Annotated in this window: 17 protein-coding genes and 2 tRNA genes; 8 read left to right on the top strand and 11 right to left on the bottom strand. The window is 37.5% G+C overall.

The window, feature by feature from the left end; translation table 11 throughout:
• Window positions 1–378 precede the first annotated feature (378 nt).
• The 3 genes from A7967_RS05300 to A7967_RS05310 all read right to left on the bottom strand — a co-directional run bounded on the left by A7967_RS05300 (window position 379) and on the right by A7967_RS05310 (window position 3,919).
• Window positions 379–1,620 carry an amidohydrolase family protein gene (locus A7967_RS05300; RefSeq protein WP_054203601.1) on the bottom strand — a complete coding sequence of 414 codons (1,242 nt, stop codon included), beginning with the start codon at window positions 1,618–1,620 and terminating at the stop codon, window positions 379–381.
• Window positions 1,621–1,632: 12 nt separating this feature from the next.
• A complete protein-coding gene (locus A7967_RS05305; RefSeq protein WP_054203681.1) occupies window positions 1,633–3,015 on the bottom strand; it encodes an amidohydrolase in 1,383 nt (460 codons plus the stop codon).
• 118 nt (window positions 3,016–3,133) lie between these two features.
• On the bottom strand, window positions 3,134–3,919 hold the full coding sequence (locus tag A7967_RS05310) for a hypothetical protein (RefSeq protein WP_054203600.1): 786 nt from the start codon (window positions 3,917–3,919) through the stop codon (window positions 3,134–3,136).
• 349 nt (window positions 3,920–4,268) lie between these two features.
• Between A7967_RS05310 and A7967_RS05315 the strand changes: the two genes are divergently transcribed.
• On the top strand, window positions 4,269–4,640 hold the full coding sequence (locus tag A7967_RS05315) for a DUF3718 domain-containing protein (protein WP_244507091.1): 372 nt from the start codon (window positions 4,269–4,271) through the stop codon (window positions 4,638–4,640).
• A gap of 77 nt (window positions 4,641–4,717) precedes the next feature.
• On the opposite strand, the gene A7967_RS05320 is transcribed toward A7967_RS05315, so the two are convergent.
• Window positions 4,718–5,413, bottom strand: coding sequence for a DUF445 domain-containing protein (locus A7967_RS05320; RefSeq protein WP_054203598.1), 696 nt, complete (start codon window positions 5,411–5,413; stop codon window positions 4,718–4,720).
• 130 nt (window positions 5,414–5,543) lie between these two features.
• Between A7967_RS05320 and A7967_RS05325 the strand changes: the two genes are divergently transcribed.
• Both A7967_RS05325 and A7967_RS05330 read left to right on the top strand, forming a co-directional pair.
• On the top strand, window positions 5,544–6,404 hold the full coding sequence (locus A7967_RS05325; RefSeq protein ID WP_054453429.1) for a fructosamine kinase family protein: 861 nt from the start codon (window positions 5,544–5,546) through the stop codon (window positions 6,402–6,404).
• A 187-nt stretch (window positions 6,405–6,591) separates the two neighbouring features.
• The gene (locus A7967_RS05330) at window positions 6,592–6,795 is read left to right on the top strand and encodes a CPXCG motif-containing cysteine-rich protein (protein ID WP_054203596.1); all 204 of its coding nucleotides are present in this window, start codon (window positions 6,592–6,594) and stop codon (window positions 6,793–6,795) included.
• Here A7967_RS05330 and A7967_RS05335 read toward each other — a convergent pair.
• Window positions 6,792–7,418 carry a riboflavin synthase gene (locus A7967_RS05335; RefSeq protein ID WP_054203595.1) on the bottom strand — a complete coding sequence of 209 codons (627 nt, stop codon included), beginning with the start codon at window positions 7,416–7,418 and terminating at the stop codon, window positions 6,792–6,794. The two genes, A7967_RS05330 and A7967_RS05335, sit on opposite strands and share 4 nt — an antisense overlap.
• Before the next feature lie 164 nt (window positions 7,419–7,582).
• On the opposite strand from A7967_RS05335, the gene A7967_RS05340 reads away from it, so the two are divergent.
• From A7967_RS05340 to A7967_RS05355, 5 genes are all read left to right on the top strand, one after another.
• On the top strand, window positions 7,583–8,938 hold the full coding sequence (locus A7967_RS05340; protein WP_054203594.1) for an MATE family efflux transporter: 1,356 nt from the start codon (window positions 7,583–7,585) through the stop codon (window positions 8,936–8,938).
• Window positions 8,916–9,986 (top strand): DUF3080 family protein, encoded by a 1,071-nt coding sequence (locus A7967_RS05345; RefSeq protein WP_064435467.1) that lies wholly within the window; start codon window positions 8,916–8,918, stop codon window positions 9,984–9,986. The genes A7967_RS05340 and A7967_RS05345 overlap by 23 nt, the downstream gene beginning before the upstream one ends.
• Window positions 9,987–10,097: 111 nt before the next feature.
• A tRNA-Val gene (locus A7967_RS05350) sits at window positions 10,098–10,174 on the top strand.
• A complete protein-coding gene (locus A7967_RS22215) occupies window positions 10,148–10,423 on the top strand; it encodes a hypothetical protein (protein WP_082355616.1) in 276 nt (91 codons plus the stop codon). The genes A7967_RS05350 and A7967_RS22215 overlap by 27 nt, the downstream gene beginning before the upstream one ends.
• Window positions 10,414–10,490 (top strand) — tRNA-Val (locus A7967_RS05355). The genes A7967_RS22215 and A7967_RS05355 overlap by 10 nt, the downstream gene beginning before the upstream one ends.
• A gap of 181 nt (window positions 10,491–10,671) precedes the next feature.
• Here A7967_RS05355 and A7967_RS05360 read toward each other — a convergent pair.
• From A7967_RS05360 to A7967_RS05385, 6 genes are read right to left on the bottom strand one after another with little or no spacing between them, the layout of a single operon-like run.
• Entirely contained in the window at window positions 10,672–11,244 is a 573-nt protein-coding gene (locus A7967_RS05360) for a 4Fe-4S single cluster domain-containing protein (RefSeq protein ID WP_082355615.1), read from the bottom strand.
• Window positions 11,245–11,247: 3 nt separating this feature from the next.
• Window positions 11,248–11,745 (bottom strand): hypothetical protein, encoded by a 498-nt coding sequence (locus A7967_RS05365; RefSeq protein WP_054203592.1) that lies wholly within the window; start codon window positions 11,743–11,745, stop codon window positions 11,248–11,250.
• Window positions 11,745–11,954 (bottom strand): DUF2997 domain-containing protein, encoded by a 210-nt coding sequence (locus A7967_RS05370; RefSeq protein ID WP_054203591.1) that lies wholly within the window; start codon window positions 11,952–11,954, stop codon window positions 11,745–11,747. The genes A7967_RS05365 and A7967_RS05370 overlap by 1 nt, the downstream gene beginning before the upstream one ends.
• Complete coding sequence (locus A7967_RS05375) at window positions 11,947–14,112, bottom strand: coiled-coil domain-containing protein (RefSeq protein ID WP_054203590.1); 2,166 nt, start codon at window positions 14,110–14,112, stop codon at window positions 11,947–11,949. Before A7967_RS05375 ends, A7967_RS05370 begins: the two co-directional genes overlap by 8 nt.
• Window positions 14,112–15,794, bottom strand: coding sequence for a hypothetical protein (locus tag A7967_RS05380; protein ID WP_054203589.1), 1,683 nt, complete (start codon window positions 15,792–15,794; stop codon window positions 14,112–14,114). Before A7967_RS05380 ends, A7967_RS05375 begins: the two co-directional genes overlap by 1 nt.
• Entirely contained in the window at window positions 15,795–19,112 is a 3,318-nt protein-coding gene (locus tag A7967_RS05385) for a DEAD/DEAH box helicase family protein (protein WP_064435468.1), read from the bottom strand.
• Window positions 19,113–19,114: the final 2 nt, after the last annotated feature.

The following is a 19,114-nucleotide window of genomic DNA, read 5'->3' on the forward strand; positions in this document are numbered from 1 at the left end:
TTGTTGATATTATTTGCCATCTATTTAGATTTTAATAATGCATTTTATCTTTTAGTTGGTATAGACTTGCTTGGAAAATATAAATATTTATTGATTGTTGTGTTCTTTGTAAAAAAAGAGACGCTCACAAGTTTAGTTAAACGCAAGAACCGCCTATAAAGTAAATACAGTCAATACAGTCAATACAGTCAATACAGTCAATACAGTCAATAGTGTAATTGAATAGCCATTTTATGAAAGCCTGATTTTTCTGACGGATAATATCCATCGTAATACAAGTTTAACCAACAAATAGAGCAACTTATTTCAAGTTAAATTCTAGGCTAAAAAATAAAAAGGCCGCAAATGCGACCTTTCTATATAAAACGAACAAGCAGATTATTTTGTATAAGCGCGCGGCATCTCAGATTCTGCCATATAACGGTCACGTAACTTATCTTGGCGAGACTCGGTTGTTACCTCTTCGCCATTAATAAACATTTTTGTAACATGGCTGCTTAGTTCAAATGGGTCGTTATTCCACATTACTAAATCAGCGGCTTTACCCACTGCAACACGGCCAGCATTGATACCAAACACATCAGCAACATTCGCTGTGATGGCATGTAATGCGCCTTGTTGGCTCATCCCGTAAGAAACTGCGTTGCCTGCATCAAAACGAAGCTGATAAACATTGTGGCTGCCATCACCTGCGATAGCAAAAATAACTTTAACACCCGCTTTTTCAAGCTCGCCTGCGTTATTTAGATTCGCATGGAGTGAATCAAAGCTGCCAGGTAAGTTATCCATTGCACTGATAATAACAGGTACGTTTGCTTCAGCTAATTGTGCTTTAACTACCACAGCATCTTGTGCGCCAGAGATCACCAAGTTAAGTTTAAATTGCTGTTTTACTTTGAGCAGCTCAAGAATGTCAGACGCACGTGATGCACTTACAAGTAATGGCATTTCACCTGCTAACACTTTAGTAAGCACTTTATCTTCTGTACTTGGTTTAGCGTCGTCTTTTTTATCTTTTTTGCTGGCTTTTTGCTGATGTGCTTCAAACTTATCGATTAAGTTTTTAAGCGACATTGCACGAGAGCCTTTACGCTGCTCACCTAGATTAACCACAAGTGCTGCATGTGTTTGCTTAACGCTATCAAATTCACCACTTAAATCAACTACGCTTGCTAAACCTGCAAAGATGCTATCGCCACCATGCGGTGTGATCACATCACGTGTTATACCGCCTTTACGTGCGTAAGGGATCAAGCTACTGCGTGGATTAAAAGCCAAGCTTGGGTCAAAGTCGATCCCTGCTTTATCATCACCAGCATCACGCGAGCCTGCCACAGCGCCCACTTCAACTAAACCTAGCTGGTTCATGCTACCGATAAAGCCGGCAGTTACAATTTGGCCTTTCGCATCAATGATGGTATCTGCTTCAACTTTTGTTGGATTGATGGCAATAATTTTGCCCTCATCCATTATAATACTCGCGCCTTGTAAAATACCTTGCTCTGTTGAGGTATGCACAGTTGCGTTGATGATAGCCACTGACTCGGCGTTAACGCCAGTACTTGCTAATAAACCAGCAGCAACTAGCGAGAGCGCAAATGAATGTGTTATTTTTGTCATTCTAGTTACTCCTTATTTTTGACCTAACATAAAATCGCTTTGTGCTTGGTAAGCATCGTCATGGCGATCATATACTTTTGCACCATCTACAAATACTTGCTCAGCTTTTGCATACACACTAAAAGGATTCTGATTCCAAATTACCACATCACCTTGCTTACCCGCTTCTAGTGAGCCTGTTTTATCAGCTATACCTAATGATTTAGCGGCATTTGAAGTGATCCACTTAATCGCATGCTCTTCAGATATATTAAAACCATTGTCATTAGCGCGGAACATCACCTTGCCAGCTTCTTGGTTTAAACGCTGAATTGTCGTGTCTGAATCTGAGTGAACTACTGCACATGAATTTTTCACGGCATCAACGATAGCAACGTTTTCTTGAACCATGTCGTAAGCTTCCATTTTAAAGCCCCACCAATCAGGCCAAAGTGCTGCACACGAACCATTATCAGCTAACATATCTGCAATTTTATATGCTTCAATACCATGGTGGAATGTGCCTGCGTGGTAACCAAACTCTTTAGAAAGATCAATCATCATTGCCATTTCTTCGGCTTTGTAACAATGATTATGGATCATTACTTCGCCTTCTAGCACGCCACGTAACGTATCAAATTTAATATCACGATGCGGTACTTCAGGGTTTTTACCCGCAGCGTAATCACTGTCATATTTATCCCACTCACGCTTATATTCAGCAGCGTCAATCCAGGCTGTACGGTAGCCTGCCATATTTCCCATACGTGTTGATGGTAAAATGCCTTTGCGACCATATACGCGTTTAGGGTTTTCACCACACGCCATTTTTAAACCATAAGGTGCATCTGGGAACTTCATGCTTTGCATAGTATGCGCTGGCACATTTTTTAAAGTAACGCCACGCCCGCCAAATAAGTTGGCAGAACCAGGCAGGATTTGTAATGACGTAATACCACCTTCACGCGCACGATTAAAGCCTGGATCTTGTGGCCAAACAGAATGTTCGACCCAGACCTCAGCTGTATTTGGGCTGGTCATTTCATTACCATCTTGGTGTGATTCAACAGATGGATTTGGGTACGCACCTAAATGCGAATGTACATCAATAAGACCTGGTGTAACCCATTTGCCTTGTGCATCAATTGTATTATCAACTTGTACTGTTAAATCTTTACCAACTTGTTGTACTTTCCCATCAATAAGTAATACATCAGCTTCTTCTAAACGCTCACCCGTACCAGTTAATACGGTCGCATTAGTAATTAAGGTGCTTGTTGATTTAAGTGCTTGATATGTACTTGGATAAGGATTTTTATTAATTGTAACTTTTTCATCTTGTGGTCCGCTGTCTTGGCAACCGGCTAACGCCACACCAAGAGCAACAACCAACAATGAAGGAGCAAATTTTTGCATCATGTTTATCTCTGTTGTTTTTTTATTACTTTATATAAATACACGCAATAAAGCCAAAAAATAAGCTAGAGCCTCATTTATATAAGATGAATGTAAGCAACTAAATGTTTAAATAATATTATTTCTTAATATAGTTGATATACAGTTTCTCCAATGCACCTTCTGTCGTTAAGCTTGGATCTTTAGTTATAAAGTGCTTTACGGTTCGCGTGACAAAGTCTGAATTTTGTTTATGTAATTTAGAAAAATCTTTAATTAAGCAATTACCATCTTTTGCTGCTGTGACTTTATCGTGACGATGACGGTACTGACTCAGCGCTTTATTAAAGTCACCTTGGTAATCTTCGACCAAAATTTTATAAAAATCACTTTTTTGTACTTTTAAGTTGCTTATGCAGTAATTTAAAGCTTCTTTGAAATCGTAAAAAACGAGTCCTTCAACATCAAACTCTGCGGTTTTTTCACGTACCGTTACTTTAGCTTCCTCTGTGGCATAACTGAAGCCGCCAAACGCAAGACGCTCTGCGGCTTCTGCACCGAGCTTCATACCGGCTTTAATACTGTGCGCAAATTCATCACTCATATCGCCAAGTTCATTTTCATGCCACATGTTATACACTCGCAACGGCTTTGCGTATTTAGTGCCGAGTTTACTTTTTAGCTTAGTAAAACGCTCATCAATCGTCATTAAACGTTCATTATGTAATATTGCATGACACTCATAACACGCTGCAATAGTTATAAAGTCAGCTTCTTCGCCTAAGTCGATAATACTTTGAAGCATATGCAATGGCGGGCAATGATCGCGCTCTGTTGCTTCACAGCCACAATAAAAGCAACGATTAAAATTATGCTGCTCACAAGCATATGCTTGCTGGTAATAACTCGCCAATGTTTTACTCACAGTGTCTCCTAATAGACCGATATCTTTATAATCATGGCGATCATAACAGGGTTTTAAAATATGTCAGTATTACAGCACGATAAAGTGCATTTACTCTAAAGTAAATGGTGTGTAAAACCAATGAAAACAGATTGAAAACCAACCAACATCAATAAAAAAGTTAAAAAATAATTCTAGTTAAATATGTCAAAAAACACATATTAAACATCTTATTTTCATGCGCTTAGATATTAATACACACATCCACATACCGTGTTACATTTTGTCGATTTTCATTTACAGCATTATTAAAAAATTTAGCCAATAATGAACTCGTCAACAAGATAACTTATATCAAAAACACTGGAGAATGATGATGAATACTTTAACAACCACATTATGTACTACATTACTTTTAGGCACAGCAGCACTTACATCAACTAACACTGAGGCTGCGCAATTTGTTGCAGCGGATAACAGCCCTGGTACACAAATTTGTATGGCAGTAGCGTCAAATAAACCAATAAAGCTCTCAATGGCGATGAGAGAGTTACGCGTAAGTAAAAAAGTAGCCACTGATAAACTAAGCTGTAACAACATGAGCATGGAAAATTTTGCAGGTACTTATGGCTTTAATAGAACAGCAAAACTCTTAAATTTAAAAGCTGAAACAAATACATCAATACAAGATTTAGCTAAACTAGATCAACAAACAATTATGGTTGTTGCAGGTTCAAAATAATATGCGTTACTTTATTTAAGCAGGCGAGTTGTTGGCCTGCTTAAAAATTTGCATATGTTTAATACGTTTAAATTACATTAAAGTAGAGCGGCAATTAAACCAAACATTCCACCAAATACTCCCCCCCACACGACCAACCAACCTAAATGCTCACGGATCATGGTTTGAATAATATCTTTAACCATTTTTGGCGTTAGTTCATCTAAGCGATCATCGACCAAGCCAGAGACCGTTGAATATAGCGAGTCACTCGCTATACCTGATTGCGTCAATTTTTTATTTACCAACGCTTTAAAATCATCAGTTTCGCTCATACTTAATAATGAACCGCGCATTTTATCAGTAAATGCTTCGCGCATAGGCTCTACCGCAGCACTGCCACCAAACATTGCTAACATACTGCCAAACTGAGATTGCTCAATTACTTCTAGTAAGCTGTCAAACGCAGGGTTTAAATCAACCTCGTTGATGACAGGTTGAAGATCAACATTGATATTTTTATTACCCAACAATTGGGCTATCTTTTGCTCTGAAAAAAACTCGGTCAAAATAAGATTTTTTATCGCAACCTTAAAGCCCGCAAATTTTAATTGAATAACGCCTGAGCCATATAAAAAAGGGACTTTTTCAAACAACATATGCACAGCGAGTAAATTAGTTACAGCCCCCGATAAAGCAAACAAGCCTATAGACAACACAATTGCTTGATCATAAAAATAACCAATAACCACTAAAACACTCGCAATCACATTAGTGATAAGGCTTTTGTTCATCATTTTTTCCTCTTAGTAGTACTTAACAATATACGTATATTTATTAAATACGAATTTTACTCTCAAGAGATTGTTTATTTAACTACTTTTTGCCATAGTTTAAACATATGTACAAAAGGTGAGCAATCTCATGTGGAATACGGTTAACGAACAAATCAGCCAAGCCATGCATTTTGACTTTAAGCACACCAACAAGCGTCAACTTCAAAGCACTAGCAGCGACATGCTATTTAAAATAAGCGATGGCACACACTCATTTCTTGTTAAAGTAGCCCATCGAAATAATTTAGAACGCTTTGAGAATGACGCTTACAATTTAAACTTGCTGACCAAAGAAAGTATGTTCATGGTACCTGACTGTATTACAACTGGGTCAAATATTGAATACTCCTTTATTGCCTTAGAATGGCTGACGCTTGATCAACAGCCTCACACTAACTGGCATATTATGGGACAACACTTAGCTCATTTACATTTAAAACATCAGCAAGCCATGTTTGGTTTTGATCATGACAATTTTATTGGTGCAACTGCTCAGCCTAATCGCTGGCATAAAAAGTGGGATGTATTTTTTGCTGAAGAACGTATTGGCTGGCAACTACAGCTTTTACATGAAAAAGGTATAGAGCTTGTTGACCACAATTATTTTGTAGGGTTAATCAAAAGTATGCTTCACAGCCACATCGTAAGTCCGTCACTATTGCACGGTGACTTTTGGCGAGGAAACCTAGGGTTTATCCATAGTATTCCCAGTGTATTTAACGCCAGCTGCTATTATGGTGACCGAGAAGTAGATATTGCGATGAGTGAACTGTTCGCGCCCCTTCCTGAAGCTTTTTACATCGCCTATAACAAACATTACCCATTGGCTTCTGGCTATGAGCAACGCAAGAAAATTTATCAACTTTACCCTATATTAAATCATGCGAATGTATTTGCGGGCCACTATCTCACTGAAGCAAAACAACAAATAGAACAATTAATGAAATAAATGCAATTATATGCTTTCGTTGATGTCATAAACCAGTAATACAGTCTATATTTAAGTTACTCTTTAATTAAACATACCAAGTAATGAAAGGCTTTATACCCAAACCACCATAGGCCAAATATTAACATGCAACTTTAATCAACTTGGCTCTGGTAACTTATGTAAGCATTGCTAGGTTGAGGCATTTATGAAAAATCATCTATCACAACGGATCAGCTGCCCACATTGTGGCCACCATATTCACATAACACTTGACGCAAGTGATGGCGATCAAGATTACTTTGAAGACTGCACCGCCTGCTGTAACCCTATTCATTTTAATATGCATATTGATTACGCAATTAACAAAATAGAGCTACATATTGACAGTGATGACGAACAGATTTTTTAATGCTGATTAGCTAAATAGTTTTCAACGGTATTAATGATCGTAAACGTTTGTTGGTCAACTTCAATGTTTATCACGTCACCGCTTTTTGCATTGCCAAGGTTTGTGATTGAAAGCGTTTCAGGGATAAGGTGCAACCAAAACCCATCTTCATCGGTTTCCCCCACCGTTAAGCTAGCACCATTAATTGCAACAAACCCTTTGTAAAGTACGTATTTTTGCCACTTTTTAGGTAAAGTTAGATACATTTTACAATTATCTTGCGAGTGAATAATGTTACTTATATTAGCTGTGCAATGTATATGCCCAGAGACTATGTGACCGCCTAACTCAGTACCGAATGTCATTGAGCGTTCGTAATTAACTGTACTACCAATTTTTAGCTTACCTAAATTGGTCAGGTTCAGCGTCTCGTCAATCACATCAAAATAAACATGGGCAAGACTGCTATTATCTAATGAATAAAATTTAACGGCGGTTAAACAACAGCCATTAATTGCAATACTCGCCCCCAGTTCCAGTTTATCAATAAACTGTACTGGTATAGATAATACTAATCGTAACACACCATGTTCATGGTTATTTGATACTACCAATGCTTGAGTTTGCACTATGCCTGTAAACATAAATCTATTCACCTTTTCAAATCTGACCATTGTAATTTTCAGTGTTAAGTGTACCTGAACCAATATTTTTTTACTTTATTGAAAGTAGACTCATCGTTTATAATTTTTTATTCATTACGGATCGATTACACTAGTAGACCACTTTATCTTATTTTGCATGCAATATGACTTTTTGTAATTGGGAAGCTAAACGCCTTATATCTCTTGCGATCCCAGTATTTTTAGCACAAGTAACGCTCGTTTTAATGTCAGTGGTTGACACCATCATGGCAGGACAAGTTAGTCCAACTGATCTTGCTGCATTATCAATTGCAACCGGCATTTGGAATCCGGCCATGCTCGCGCTCCAGGGAATACTTTTAGCTCTAACAGGTATTGTTGCCCAGTTTAGTGGCGCCAATGATAAAAACGGTATTAGCCATTATTTTCAGCAAGGTTTATACCTTGCGGGTGTATTAAGCATAGTGGGTATCTCCATTGCTTATTTTGCCGATATTATTATCTTCAAACTTGATACAAGTGCAGCTATTGCTACCATGGCAAATGACTATATTCACTTTGTTAAGTGGGGGGTATTCGGTTTTTTATTTTTTAGTGTCTATCGTAATATTACCGAAGGAATGGGCATGACTAAGCCCGCTTTTTATATCAGCCTTATTGGCCTTGCGATCAACATACCAGCCAATTATATTTTTATTCATGGCAAGTTTGGCATGCCCGCTTTAGGTGGTGCTGGTTGCGGGATAGCCACGGCTCTCGTGTTTACGGCCATGGCCATTACACAAGTAATTTACTGCCAACTAAGTAAAAAAGTAGATGCTAAAACACTGCTTGCTAACTTTCAAAAACCACAATTCACTACCATGTGGACGATTACAAAGGTGGGAATTCCGATATCACTGGCTACTTTTTTTGAAGTTACTTTATTTGCCTGTATTCCATTATTTATAGCTCATTTAGGCGCTGTCGCCGTGGCGGGGCATCAAATTGCAGCAAGTGTAACAACACTCTTATTCATGATGCCCTTGAGTTTATCTATCGCTATCAGTATTCGCATTGGTAATTTATATGGGCAACATCATTATGAACAGCTCAAAAAAGCAACCTCCACAAGCTACATTTTAGCCGTGATGATTGCCATACTCCTTGCTACTCTTACATTTTTTGGCCGCGATATCATTAGCCACTTATACACAGATGATGCCCGTGTAATTGCATTAGCCACCTCAATCATGGTTTTAGCGTGTATATACCAGCTACCCGATGCGCTACAAGTAGCCGCCAATGGCATATTACGAGGCCTAAAACATACCACCCCTATCTCATACATTACATTTATTTCGTATTGGTTAGTTGGCTTTGCTCTAGGTTACGTTTTAGCACGCACAGATTTAATTGTGCCAGCTATGGGCCCACATGGTTTTTGGATTGGTATTATTGTAGGCTTAAGTGTTGCCGCCATTTTATTAATGCTAACCGTTGCGAATAGATTCAAACATGAGCCACTTAAAAACGCTTAAAACAGATAATCAGCACAGTAACCAAACTTGGCTGTTTGGTTACTTATTTACATTGTTAAGCTGCTTATTACTCAGTGCCTGCACAGATAAGCCCAGCGATGTTTATCTACAATACCAACAACGCCTAGCCAATACATTAGAACAACCGCTAAGTCAGGCTCCCGAACTCAACAATATAGTGTTAACGCCTATTCATTATGAGCAAGAAGCGCTAACGACCCAGCAATTAAGTCTATTACAACTGGCACAGCTTTCTCATTGCAAACTAAATACCCTCATTGCTGAACGTAATAGTCAATTGGGTAAACTCGCAACGCCTGCCAGTCAATTAATCTATCAAATTCAATTTATTCAACTCGCACCCGCTTGTTTAGAGAAGCTAGAACCTAGCTCAAAAAGTTATCTTGCAATTAAAGGAGAGTTAAATAATAAAAAGCAGCAGTTAGTAGTGCAGTTCAATCAATTGCTTTATAACGATCCAGAATTAAAACGGACATGGCAACTCACCAGTTATACATTAGATACTAACCTAGCTGGCCTTACCGAGACTGAAGCTGCACTAAATCAGTTAGCAACATTGAAACAGCAAATTAAGCAACAGCAATATGCACAGATAGATACCCAAGCGCTCTACCCACTTTTGTCACAATTGCACCAATATAACTTTAATCAAGCCCTGATAAGCGCCGTACGTCAGCAAACACAGTTAAATAATAGTACCAGTGACTATTTGGCAAACGTTGATCTAACCATGCTATGTAATCCACTGAAGAATAAACGCCAAGCGCAGATCGTGAGTAACATATTCAAAAAATATTACTTAGCGCAATTACAACCTTACCAAGCACAACTATCAGGAGCGTTAGAGCGTTTAATGCCGCTATACCAAGCCCTTTGGCTAAACTCTACAAGCATGCAACCGCAAATAGCAGCCCTGTTAAGTCCAAGCCAGCCTAGTAATTTACTCATAGCATTTAAGGATTCAGCTAAAAGCCATGTATTTTGGTGGCAAAATTTTTATAAAACGTGTGAAATCAGCCCAATATGAGTAAAAAAACGGCAAACGAACTAAAAAACACGTTTCCCGCTTGATTCACTAAAGCACACGCTATATATTAGCGACCGTTGTTAAGCAATTAACACAACTTAAATTTATGATACGACCGTAGCTCAGTTGGTTAGAGCACTACCTTGACATGGTAGGGGTCGGTGGTTCGAATCCACTCGGTCGTACCAAATTTAAGTGAATTTAAAATAAAAGTACAATCGAAAGAAAAAGCACTCCTTACTCTTGAACACCCGGTCCAAGGGTCAGTAGCTCGAATTCACTCGGTCGTACCAAATTTATGTGAATATAAAATAAAAGTACAATCGAAAGAAAAAGCACTACCTACTCTTGAACACCCAGTCCAAGGGTCAGTAGCTAGAATTCACTCGGTCGTACCAAATTTACGTAAAGCAATTCAAAAAATTGTACGACTGTAGCTCAGTTGGTTAGAGCACTACCTTGACATGGTAGGGGTCGGTGGTTCGAATCCACTCAGTCGTACCAATTCTAAATATTAAAACTCTAAAAAGAAAAAGCACTCCCTACTCTTGATCACCCAGTCCAAGGGTCGGTGGTCCGAATCCACTAATTTACTAATTCTCTAGACATTATAGGATGGCCCCCTACCGCTATCATGCCCAAGCCTATCCTAATTACTTCCTTAGTTCTGAAGGGCTGTCAATATTTAATCTGGATAACCAAGAGTTGTAATTGAGCCTAAACTATCTATTACTATTTCTATCTCATTACCGCCATCACTTTCCTTCATAAGCCTAGAGTCCAGAGGATAAATAAGCTTTTGATTTGTTGAGCCTCTAAGCCTTAAATATGTGTTTCGTAAAGATTGTTGATAGCGCCCCGATATAATTAGGTCACTATTTTCATATAAAGTTGGCCAGTAGCCTTTGGCTTCGAGTTCACTTTGTTCAAAGCCTGTATAAACAACGCTCGTTAAGTCCGTTTTCTCCTTTATCCTTTTGATTAACCAAAGTGTGTTATCAGCTTGCTCGAGCGGTTCACCTCCTAAAAAGGTAACACCACTAATTTCAGGCGTACTCAAAATTTGTTGATATAACTTTTCCCTATGTACAAAAGTATTCTCTCTATGCGGCCACATTTGAGTATTCCAGCAGCCTTTGCACCCTAATGTACATCCCTGTAGCCAAATTGAAAAACGAGTGCCTGGCCCATATATATGCGTGTGTGGCTCTATATGGCTTAAATTAAATGAACTTTTACACTTATATGTATTATGCATAAATTAAGTATGCCTAACACATATAAGCTGGATTTTTCCATTAATGTGCTTTTCTTTTACGCTGTAACCTTGAGCCTTAGCCTGCATAATGGCTTTCTCTCGAGTTGCCTCTACTCTCGCCTTCCTTTGTACCTCGATCTCTTTTCTTTCTAACTCAGCAAGCTCTGCTAAATAGAGTTTATATTCAGTCAAATACTCTTGTTCTAGTTCAGATAAAAAATCAGCGACCTTTTTATACTGCTTCGACCCTAAAATACGCGCATTATATTGATCGGCATCATGCCTTAAAACCCATCTATCGTTTTGCTTCCTAAAATGCTGATGACCATTATAATCGATCCTATTCGTAACTATGTCACCGTACTCCACGCTATTTCGGCCATGGAAATCATGCATGTTATTTACGGAGATATATTGCGGTTCATATCCTAACTTAGTAAGTGCCTGAAAAAGTAAAGCCTCTAATACAAAGGGCGTGGTTGTTTTAATAACAGCACTCATTAACCACCTCGCTTATTTTCGACAATATTTGCTGCTTTTACCGTTTGTGATTGGTGATATTCATCAGTCTTTTTTATATTATTGATATTGATCTGCTCACCAAGAAGTTCAACAACTGCTGCTATACAAGAATCACCTTGAAATCCTTCAGTTTTAGCATTGATTTTACCTTGCTCATCAATCGTTAAAATAATTTGTTGCTCAGGCATAAACATCACCATTTTTAAAGGTACAAACTGTTGCTTTTAATCGAGATGCCTCTTTGTTCGCAATGTCATATTCATCTAATGATTTTATCACTAAGTACCGTTTACCTTTATCTTGCATTAATGGCAAATCATCAACTGGTAAATCTTCCGAAGGCCAAGTAATTTTTAACTGTTTTTTATCTTTAAGCCCCAGTTGTTTATCAAAAGATTCATCTAAGCTTTTTGCTTTTGGTTTGTTTTGCTCATGACGCTCAAGATCATCAATGATGGTTGCTAAACGTTTTTCAAGATTATCCGTATTTTTCTCAATATCTAGCAGCTCTTTATTAGCTTTGTTATGTTGAGTAACTAAACGATTGTAGACTTGATGTAATTTAGAATGTTTCTTTCGATTTCCTTTATTAGTAAAGAATTGTTTGGCGATGTTTAACTCTTTTGGCAATGCCGCTCTATTATCTTCTGTTTTCGCACTTGTGTAAGTTTTGACTTCCTCACAGTACTTGCTCTCTATTTCTCTGAGCAAAGTTTCAACTTGTGGTCGCTTATTTTTAAGTAGTTCTTTCGCTTTACTCACGTCCTCACGTGCTTGTTGTTTATTCGCCGATAACTGCTTATTTTGTTTATCCCACATATGTTCTTTTTCAGCCAAATTGATCTGCTGAGCTATTTGCGTTTTATTCTGATTGATTTCTAATGAAATTTGATAAAAGTCATCTTCTGCCTTTTTTCTCTCAGCAGGTGTTGAGTGTAAAAGGTTAAAATTTTTGAGCTCATCTATTCTTCCAATCAGTTTTTTACGCTTCTGATCTTGCCCCAAAATAAATTGCTTCAATAAACTTGCAAATGAGCGAGCGCTACTTTCAGTAAGTTGTTTACTTAAGTTATTTAGCATACTTTCTACTTCTGATAATGATTGATGCCACTGATTATTTACTTTATCCCACTTACCTACCAATTCATCTTTGGTTGCGTTTTTAGGGCAATAAGGAGGATGAATGATGCCAGAGAACGTAATATGTTGTGCCGCAAATTTATCAGACCAATGAGTTTGTTTCGAAAACAAAATTTCAGGAGTTTCATTCAAAAACTCTTCGATTGATTGGCAATATTTTTCTTCCAAAGTGATAGCTTTACGTTCATCTATCGTCATTAGCTCTTCATTTGAATTATTAGCAGACACAAAATCAACATCAACAAGTTCACATACTTTAGGTTTTAACGCTAGCTCCCAACAAGCTTGCTCAATAGCTTTATCAATAGACTCAGTTACATTATTTTTTTGATCGTCATTAAGTTGAATAGCCCAATTTACTTTACCTGCAGAGAATTTGTTAGGGAGTAACCAAACGACTTCTTCACTTCTTTCATCATCTTTAGCTTCATACACAATATTAGGGTAGTTAAAGTCAGTTAAAAATATATTTACTGAACTTTCTTTTGCGATACGATTTAGCTCCGCAAATTGCCGATTTGAAATCAGTGTAGCGTACTCTTCTAGCTCAATTTTATTTGATAAATCTAATGCGTTAACTGTCGATATCGCTGTTTTAAATGATTTTCTATTAAAATAGTCATCTAATTGATATTCATCGTTTAAGACAATCGTAGCATCTGTTTGTTGTGATTGACGCTTTGATTCCCCAATATATTCGTACTGTGTATTATCCCAAAAGTGTTTGCAGAAACTGCGGTAACTATCATCAATTTGATCTAGTGTAAGATCCAAACAATAGCCATTTTCATTTAACTCTGTGATAACTACACCGCGTTTATTAAAGTACTGATGATCACTTAAAAATATTGCCCCTGCCTGAGCAACCCCGGTTCGAACTAAACAACGCGATTTTAGCCGATCGATCGCTGTTTTGTTTTGTTCATCATCACCTAAGCATAAGTACACGCGTATGGCAGGTTGATTATCAACGAGTAACTGTATCGTTTTGATAATCTCACTATCAAACAGGACATCTGCAGAAATAATTAAAGTATGCTTTGTTTCTTCTATCTGCTCTATCAATTCAAATTTATTAAATGCAGCAACAATATCACAATCATAAACTGATTCGGTGTTAATATTTTTAGCTACAAATTTACTGCTAAGCTCTTGTTCACTAAAATCTTTTTCAAAATTAATTTCTTTTGGTGCAAGTGTTATCATTACACACACTCCCTGTCGAATGCTTCAACAATGTCGTGAAGATATTGCGGTAGTTCCCTTTTGTCTAAGGGAGTAAAAGTCGGTGTGCCGTGCACGCTCCACTGGCCATGGGACTCGCGAGCAAAATCTAAACTTGCGCTGACTTTCCAGCACTTTAAACCTGCCGATGTATAAAACAGCCAGTAGCGATCATGATTATCTGGTGATTTATCAATAAATTTAGGCTGCCAACTTTCAGGTAATTTCTTTTTGTACATTTGCTCAAGTGTTACAAACACCCCATCAGATACACCTGTTTTTTTGGCTATGCTTGTTAAAAGGGCTTGTTGATGATCAGTTGTGAAATAGCGATCTGAAATAATAATATTTTCTATGGTTCTACCATTGGTTAAATGGTTGATGAGTTTTACCAATTCGAACTCGGCGTTATCATCTAATGTTAAAGCAACACCATAATCAGCCGCTATATGTGGCATTAAGTCGAATCCAGCTGCCGCTTGCCAATAGGCTGTGGTTTTACCTTCAGTCCCTAATATTGCTAGCATTTTATCAATCTGAATAGGTGTAATATCATGTGCTATTAGTTCTGGTTGAGAAAGCCACTCCAATTGCGATTTTTCTGCATGTATCAACGCTTTATGTTTTTGCTGATAATAATGTTTGCACCATGCTTCTAACCATTTCTCTCCATCACCTGAATTCATGGGTGAAATTGACAACGGCTGATGCTCTTCTATCTCAAATGAGCCAAAACTAGTTGAATTAACTGTTTTAAAAGGGAGTGTTTTTAACGATAAGTCGTTAAGCGTGTTTTTATCATCAATGGTTTCATTAAAAGGAAGAACAAAAAACTTCTTTTGATTATCCCACTGGCCATTTAACCGCTTCCCTATACTGTCCATTACTTCCATATACTGGTTGTGGCTGGTTGGTAAATTGAAAGAAACTTCTTTTTCAATAATAGTCGAATTACTTCCCCTCCCCTTACTTGGCACCTCAATATTTAATTTCCCACTAAGAATAGCTTTACTGTGCTGTTGTAACTGCCACTTTAAAGGCAAGCTTGAATTCCCTTGCGTATCACATAGCACTTCCACCTCTTTAATTCTCGCATTAACTGATTCTATTGAGATTGATTTGTTGTTTTCTATAACCAAGTTAGTAGTAATAAGCTGCTCAGTTAAATATTGATTGGTATCACCGCGATAACGTCGATATTTATTAAGCTCTTTTGTGGCAAAGGCATCAATACGCTGTATTAAAATTGGAGCATTTAACAATAATGGATCATTTTCAGCAAACCAAATGTGATACAAGCCCCGCTCCAATGTTGGTAGCAATGCTGTATTCATAAATTCTTGGCCCTTGGCCGTTAACTCATTATTGCGATCGATTAATGTTAATTTTTTTAAATACTCAACTAATCTAGTAGGGAGCTCGCCTAATTTTGCAAGCGCATCAGCAATATCCTGTCGCTTAACGTAAACCTCTATCGTTCCCAACAAAGGTAGGCATACTAAATTAACCTTTCGGCTCAATGTAAATAAAGGGTCGTTAGATTTAACCTTATTGCGTATTTTTTTAGAAGATTTTTGCATTTTTTCAGGATGACCTGATTTAGTTATATCTTTGCTTAAATTTGGTTTTATTCTTTGTAATTGTTCTTGCAGTGACGAATTCATTTAACTTTCCTTAGTAAGCGCTTTAGCCAAGTTGTTGAGCTCAGTAGTGGGGCTTTTAGAACGTACATTATCTCTATTCTCAAAATAATCATGACACCCGACTATCGCTAATTGATAACGAGCACGTGTAATAGCAACATTAAGCCGATTAGGTGAGTCTAAAAAGCCATCGCGGTAGTTATTAACCATAGATAGAAAAACCAAATCAGCTTCTTGCCCTTGAAAATAATCAACCGTAGCCAATTTAATAGACAGCCCTTTAAATTGAAATTGACTATATTTTTTGTTGTTACCCGGCAACTTTTGTAATTCATTTCTTAATGCTGCTTCTTGCCCTTTATAAAACGTCAGAATAGCGACACTATAAGGCTGCCCCTCATCATTTACACGACCTTCCCCCCAATCACAGAACTGTTTTAATTCTTTAAGGATCTTATCGACTTCGGCTTTATTTTTGTTTTGATTTACTTGGGCATATTTACTATTTTTCGGAATATCGAACCAAGTTGCATGCGATTTAAAGCCTTGATACTGCCACTCCCTATCTGTATAAACAGCATCGCCATTTTTAAGTGATTCTCCATTATAAAATTGCCTACCAGGAAATTTGGATATATCTGGGTGCATTCTATGTTGGTAGCTTAGCGTTGTATGGCGTTGCTTTTTAATAACAGGGGTAAAACCTGAGTTAAGCGTATGCGAAATATCTTGTTTTCTTTTTTGTAAACCATTGCCTGATAACGCTTCTAGTACTGAGGGAAATGCCACTTGTTGCAACTGAAAAACTCGCCCTTCGCAATTTATACTTTTCGGCAAGAGGCGTTCTATAGTTTCCTTATAATTTTTAGTTTTGTTATCAAAATTGTGTGACAAACGTAACCAATATAACCTTTCTAGTCGCCAACATACCTCCTCAGCCCAAGATTTTTCTTTTAATTGTTTATTAAAATGTGATGCCACCTCTGATGTTCCATTGATACTAGCGCCACGACTATTAAGTTTTTGCTTGTTACTAAATAATGCTTGATGTGAGAATGCGTGGTCACTCGTATGCCAATCATCTGATAGCCAAATGCTATCAGCGGGTACAAAGCCATTAATTTTTTGCAAGCAATTATCCGCAATAAAACACAAGCTATAATCCCAAAGGTGAATTGGGTTGGAAGCGTACTTATCTACATTTGATGTATCGATCACTAAAATGCGTTCGTATTCTTCGCCTACTTTTACTCTTGTAGCAAGTTCAGCCCTTAAGGCTGTCGCTTCTTGTGGTGAAACGGTTTTAATTAATTGATTTGAATAGGCCTGATGGCTTTTCTGCCCACCTCTTAACACTTCCAGTAAAAAGCATGCTGTTTGCAAGTTTTTATCTAACATTTGCGAAGCGTGCCCTTTTCTACCAGGCTCTAATATAAGGTTTTCGAGGTTTGCGACTATCTGCTCTCTATCAGTAAAAGGGGAAAGTTGGCGGATATCTCCGACTAATATGTGTTTAGCCGCATAGCGAGCGGGTACCAAAAATTCCTGAAAAGGGGTTTTACTGCATTCGTCTATGATCATCACATCGAAAGCTGGCTCATAAAGAGGTAAATTAACCTCTTTATCATTAAATAATCTCATTATACCAATGGTGGTTCCACATATGAGATTGGCACTATCGACTAATATTTGTTTACTAGTATTTTCACTTTGAACCAAACTATCAAATTGGTAGTGCTCAAGTCCTTGAGCGTTATGAGTATCTCCTATTCGAAGGGGAAACACTTCATTAGTAAGTTGTTTACTGTCTATCCGCTCTAGAACATTATTTATTGCAGCATGAGTTGATGCTGTTAATAGTATTTTTTTACCTTGGCGAACTAACTGGACAATAAGCTCTAAAATAGACGTCGTTTTCCCTGTACCGGGTGGGCCATCAAGAATTGCAAAATCAGGTGTAGCCAATGCTTTTTCAACGAACTCGCGCTGTTCCTGACAGCCTTTAAAGCGAATATCCGTCAAAATCTTCCATTCGTCCTCTTGAAGAGGTTCCGACTCTATATGCTGCCAAGGTTTACTTGTTTGGTCTTTAAATAAATTAAGTAATCCATGCTGTTTTGAGTGAGGAACAGACGTAAGAGCAGCTATAGCGTCTTGTTGCTTGCGTAATTGAAAAATATCAACTTTGGCTTTTATAGTTTTATGAGTAGGCAAAACACTTTGATGCTTAGTTTGTTTTGATTTAGCCAGTAATAACTGTTTATTCTCACTATTACTTTTTATTACGTGAAATGCCTCGCGATTATTATTCTGGTTAGATTCCAAAATAATCGCGTTTTCACTAAAAAAATAATCGAGTGCCGATAGACCGCTATCCTCGTTATTTTTGGGTTCAATTAACTGTATCCACTGCTCTTTTGTATTTTCTTCTTTAATATCAAATTCAAGATCTGGATGAGTGCATAAACTGCAGTGGCTTAATTTTGTTACATTGCTATTTTGTGCGGTAATAGTGACTTTGTTACTGTCTAAAGAAACCTCCCAATCGCTTTGTATTAATGGTTTTCCTTTACTATCAAATAAGCTATCAACCGTTAAATTTTTTAGCTCACGCCCGGTGATATCTTCAACTTTAGCACAATCATAACGAGGCTTTTTCGCTGAAATCACTAACCAATTTGCTTCCTCCCCCTTTGCATGAGTTGGTAAATTGGAATCCGAAAACGTTTTTATGACCTCAAACTTCACGGTTACATCATCAAGTTTGGCTGTACCTTTTTTTTCATTTAACAGCCCAAACAAATCCACCACTAAATCATTACAAGTATCGATACTGTAACTTTCTTCATTGACTGTCAGTATATCTGTAGTTCTAACAGTAAGGCTCAAAGGCACTAATGTTATGGTATAACCTAGCCACACCACAGAAGTAATAACTTCACTGTGTTCTATTTTAATTTCATAAAAACTATTACGGACTCTGGAATCAGTTACTTTAATTTTTTGACTTTTTTTACCTTTACCCAAGGTTACGGGCTCATCAAGATCAACTTCAAAGTCATCATCCAAGTCAGCGTTGTTTAATCGATGCCAGTCTTTATCTGGGTTGATTACACGAATACGAGTAAGAGGAACTACTTGATATATATTTTGCTTTGGCTTAATAATAAATTGCTGTTGGGCAAGCGCTTCCCATTCACATGTGACTTCTTTATCTTTAAACGCGGTAATACTGTTAGACAAATAATCACGAAAAGGTTTTAGACCATCGCGCACTTTTTCTTGTAATTTTGACGACTCTGACTCATCACCGCAAAGTGATAGATAAAATGGATTCATAG

This window comes from Pseudoalteromonas neustonica, assembly GCF_001653135.1.
In the GTDB taxonomy this organism is placed as follows: domain Bacteria; phylum Pseudomonadota; class Gammaproteobacteria; order Enterobacterales; family Alteromonadaceae; genus Pseudoalteromonas; species Pseudoalteromonas neustonica.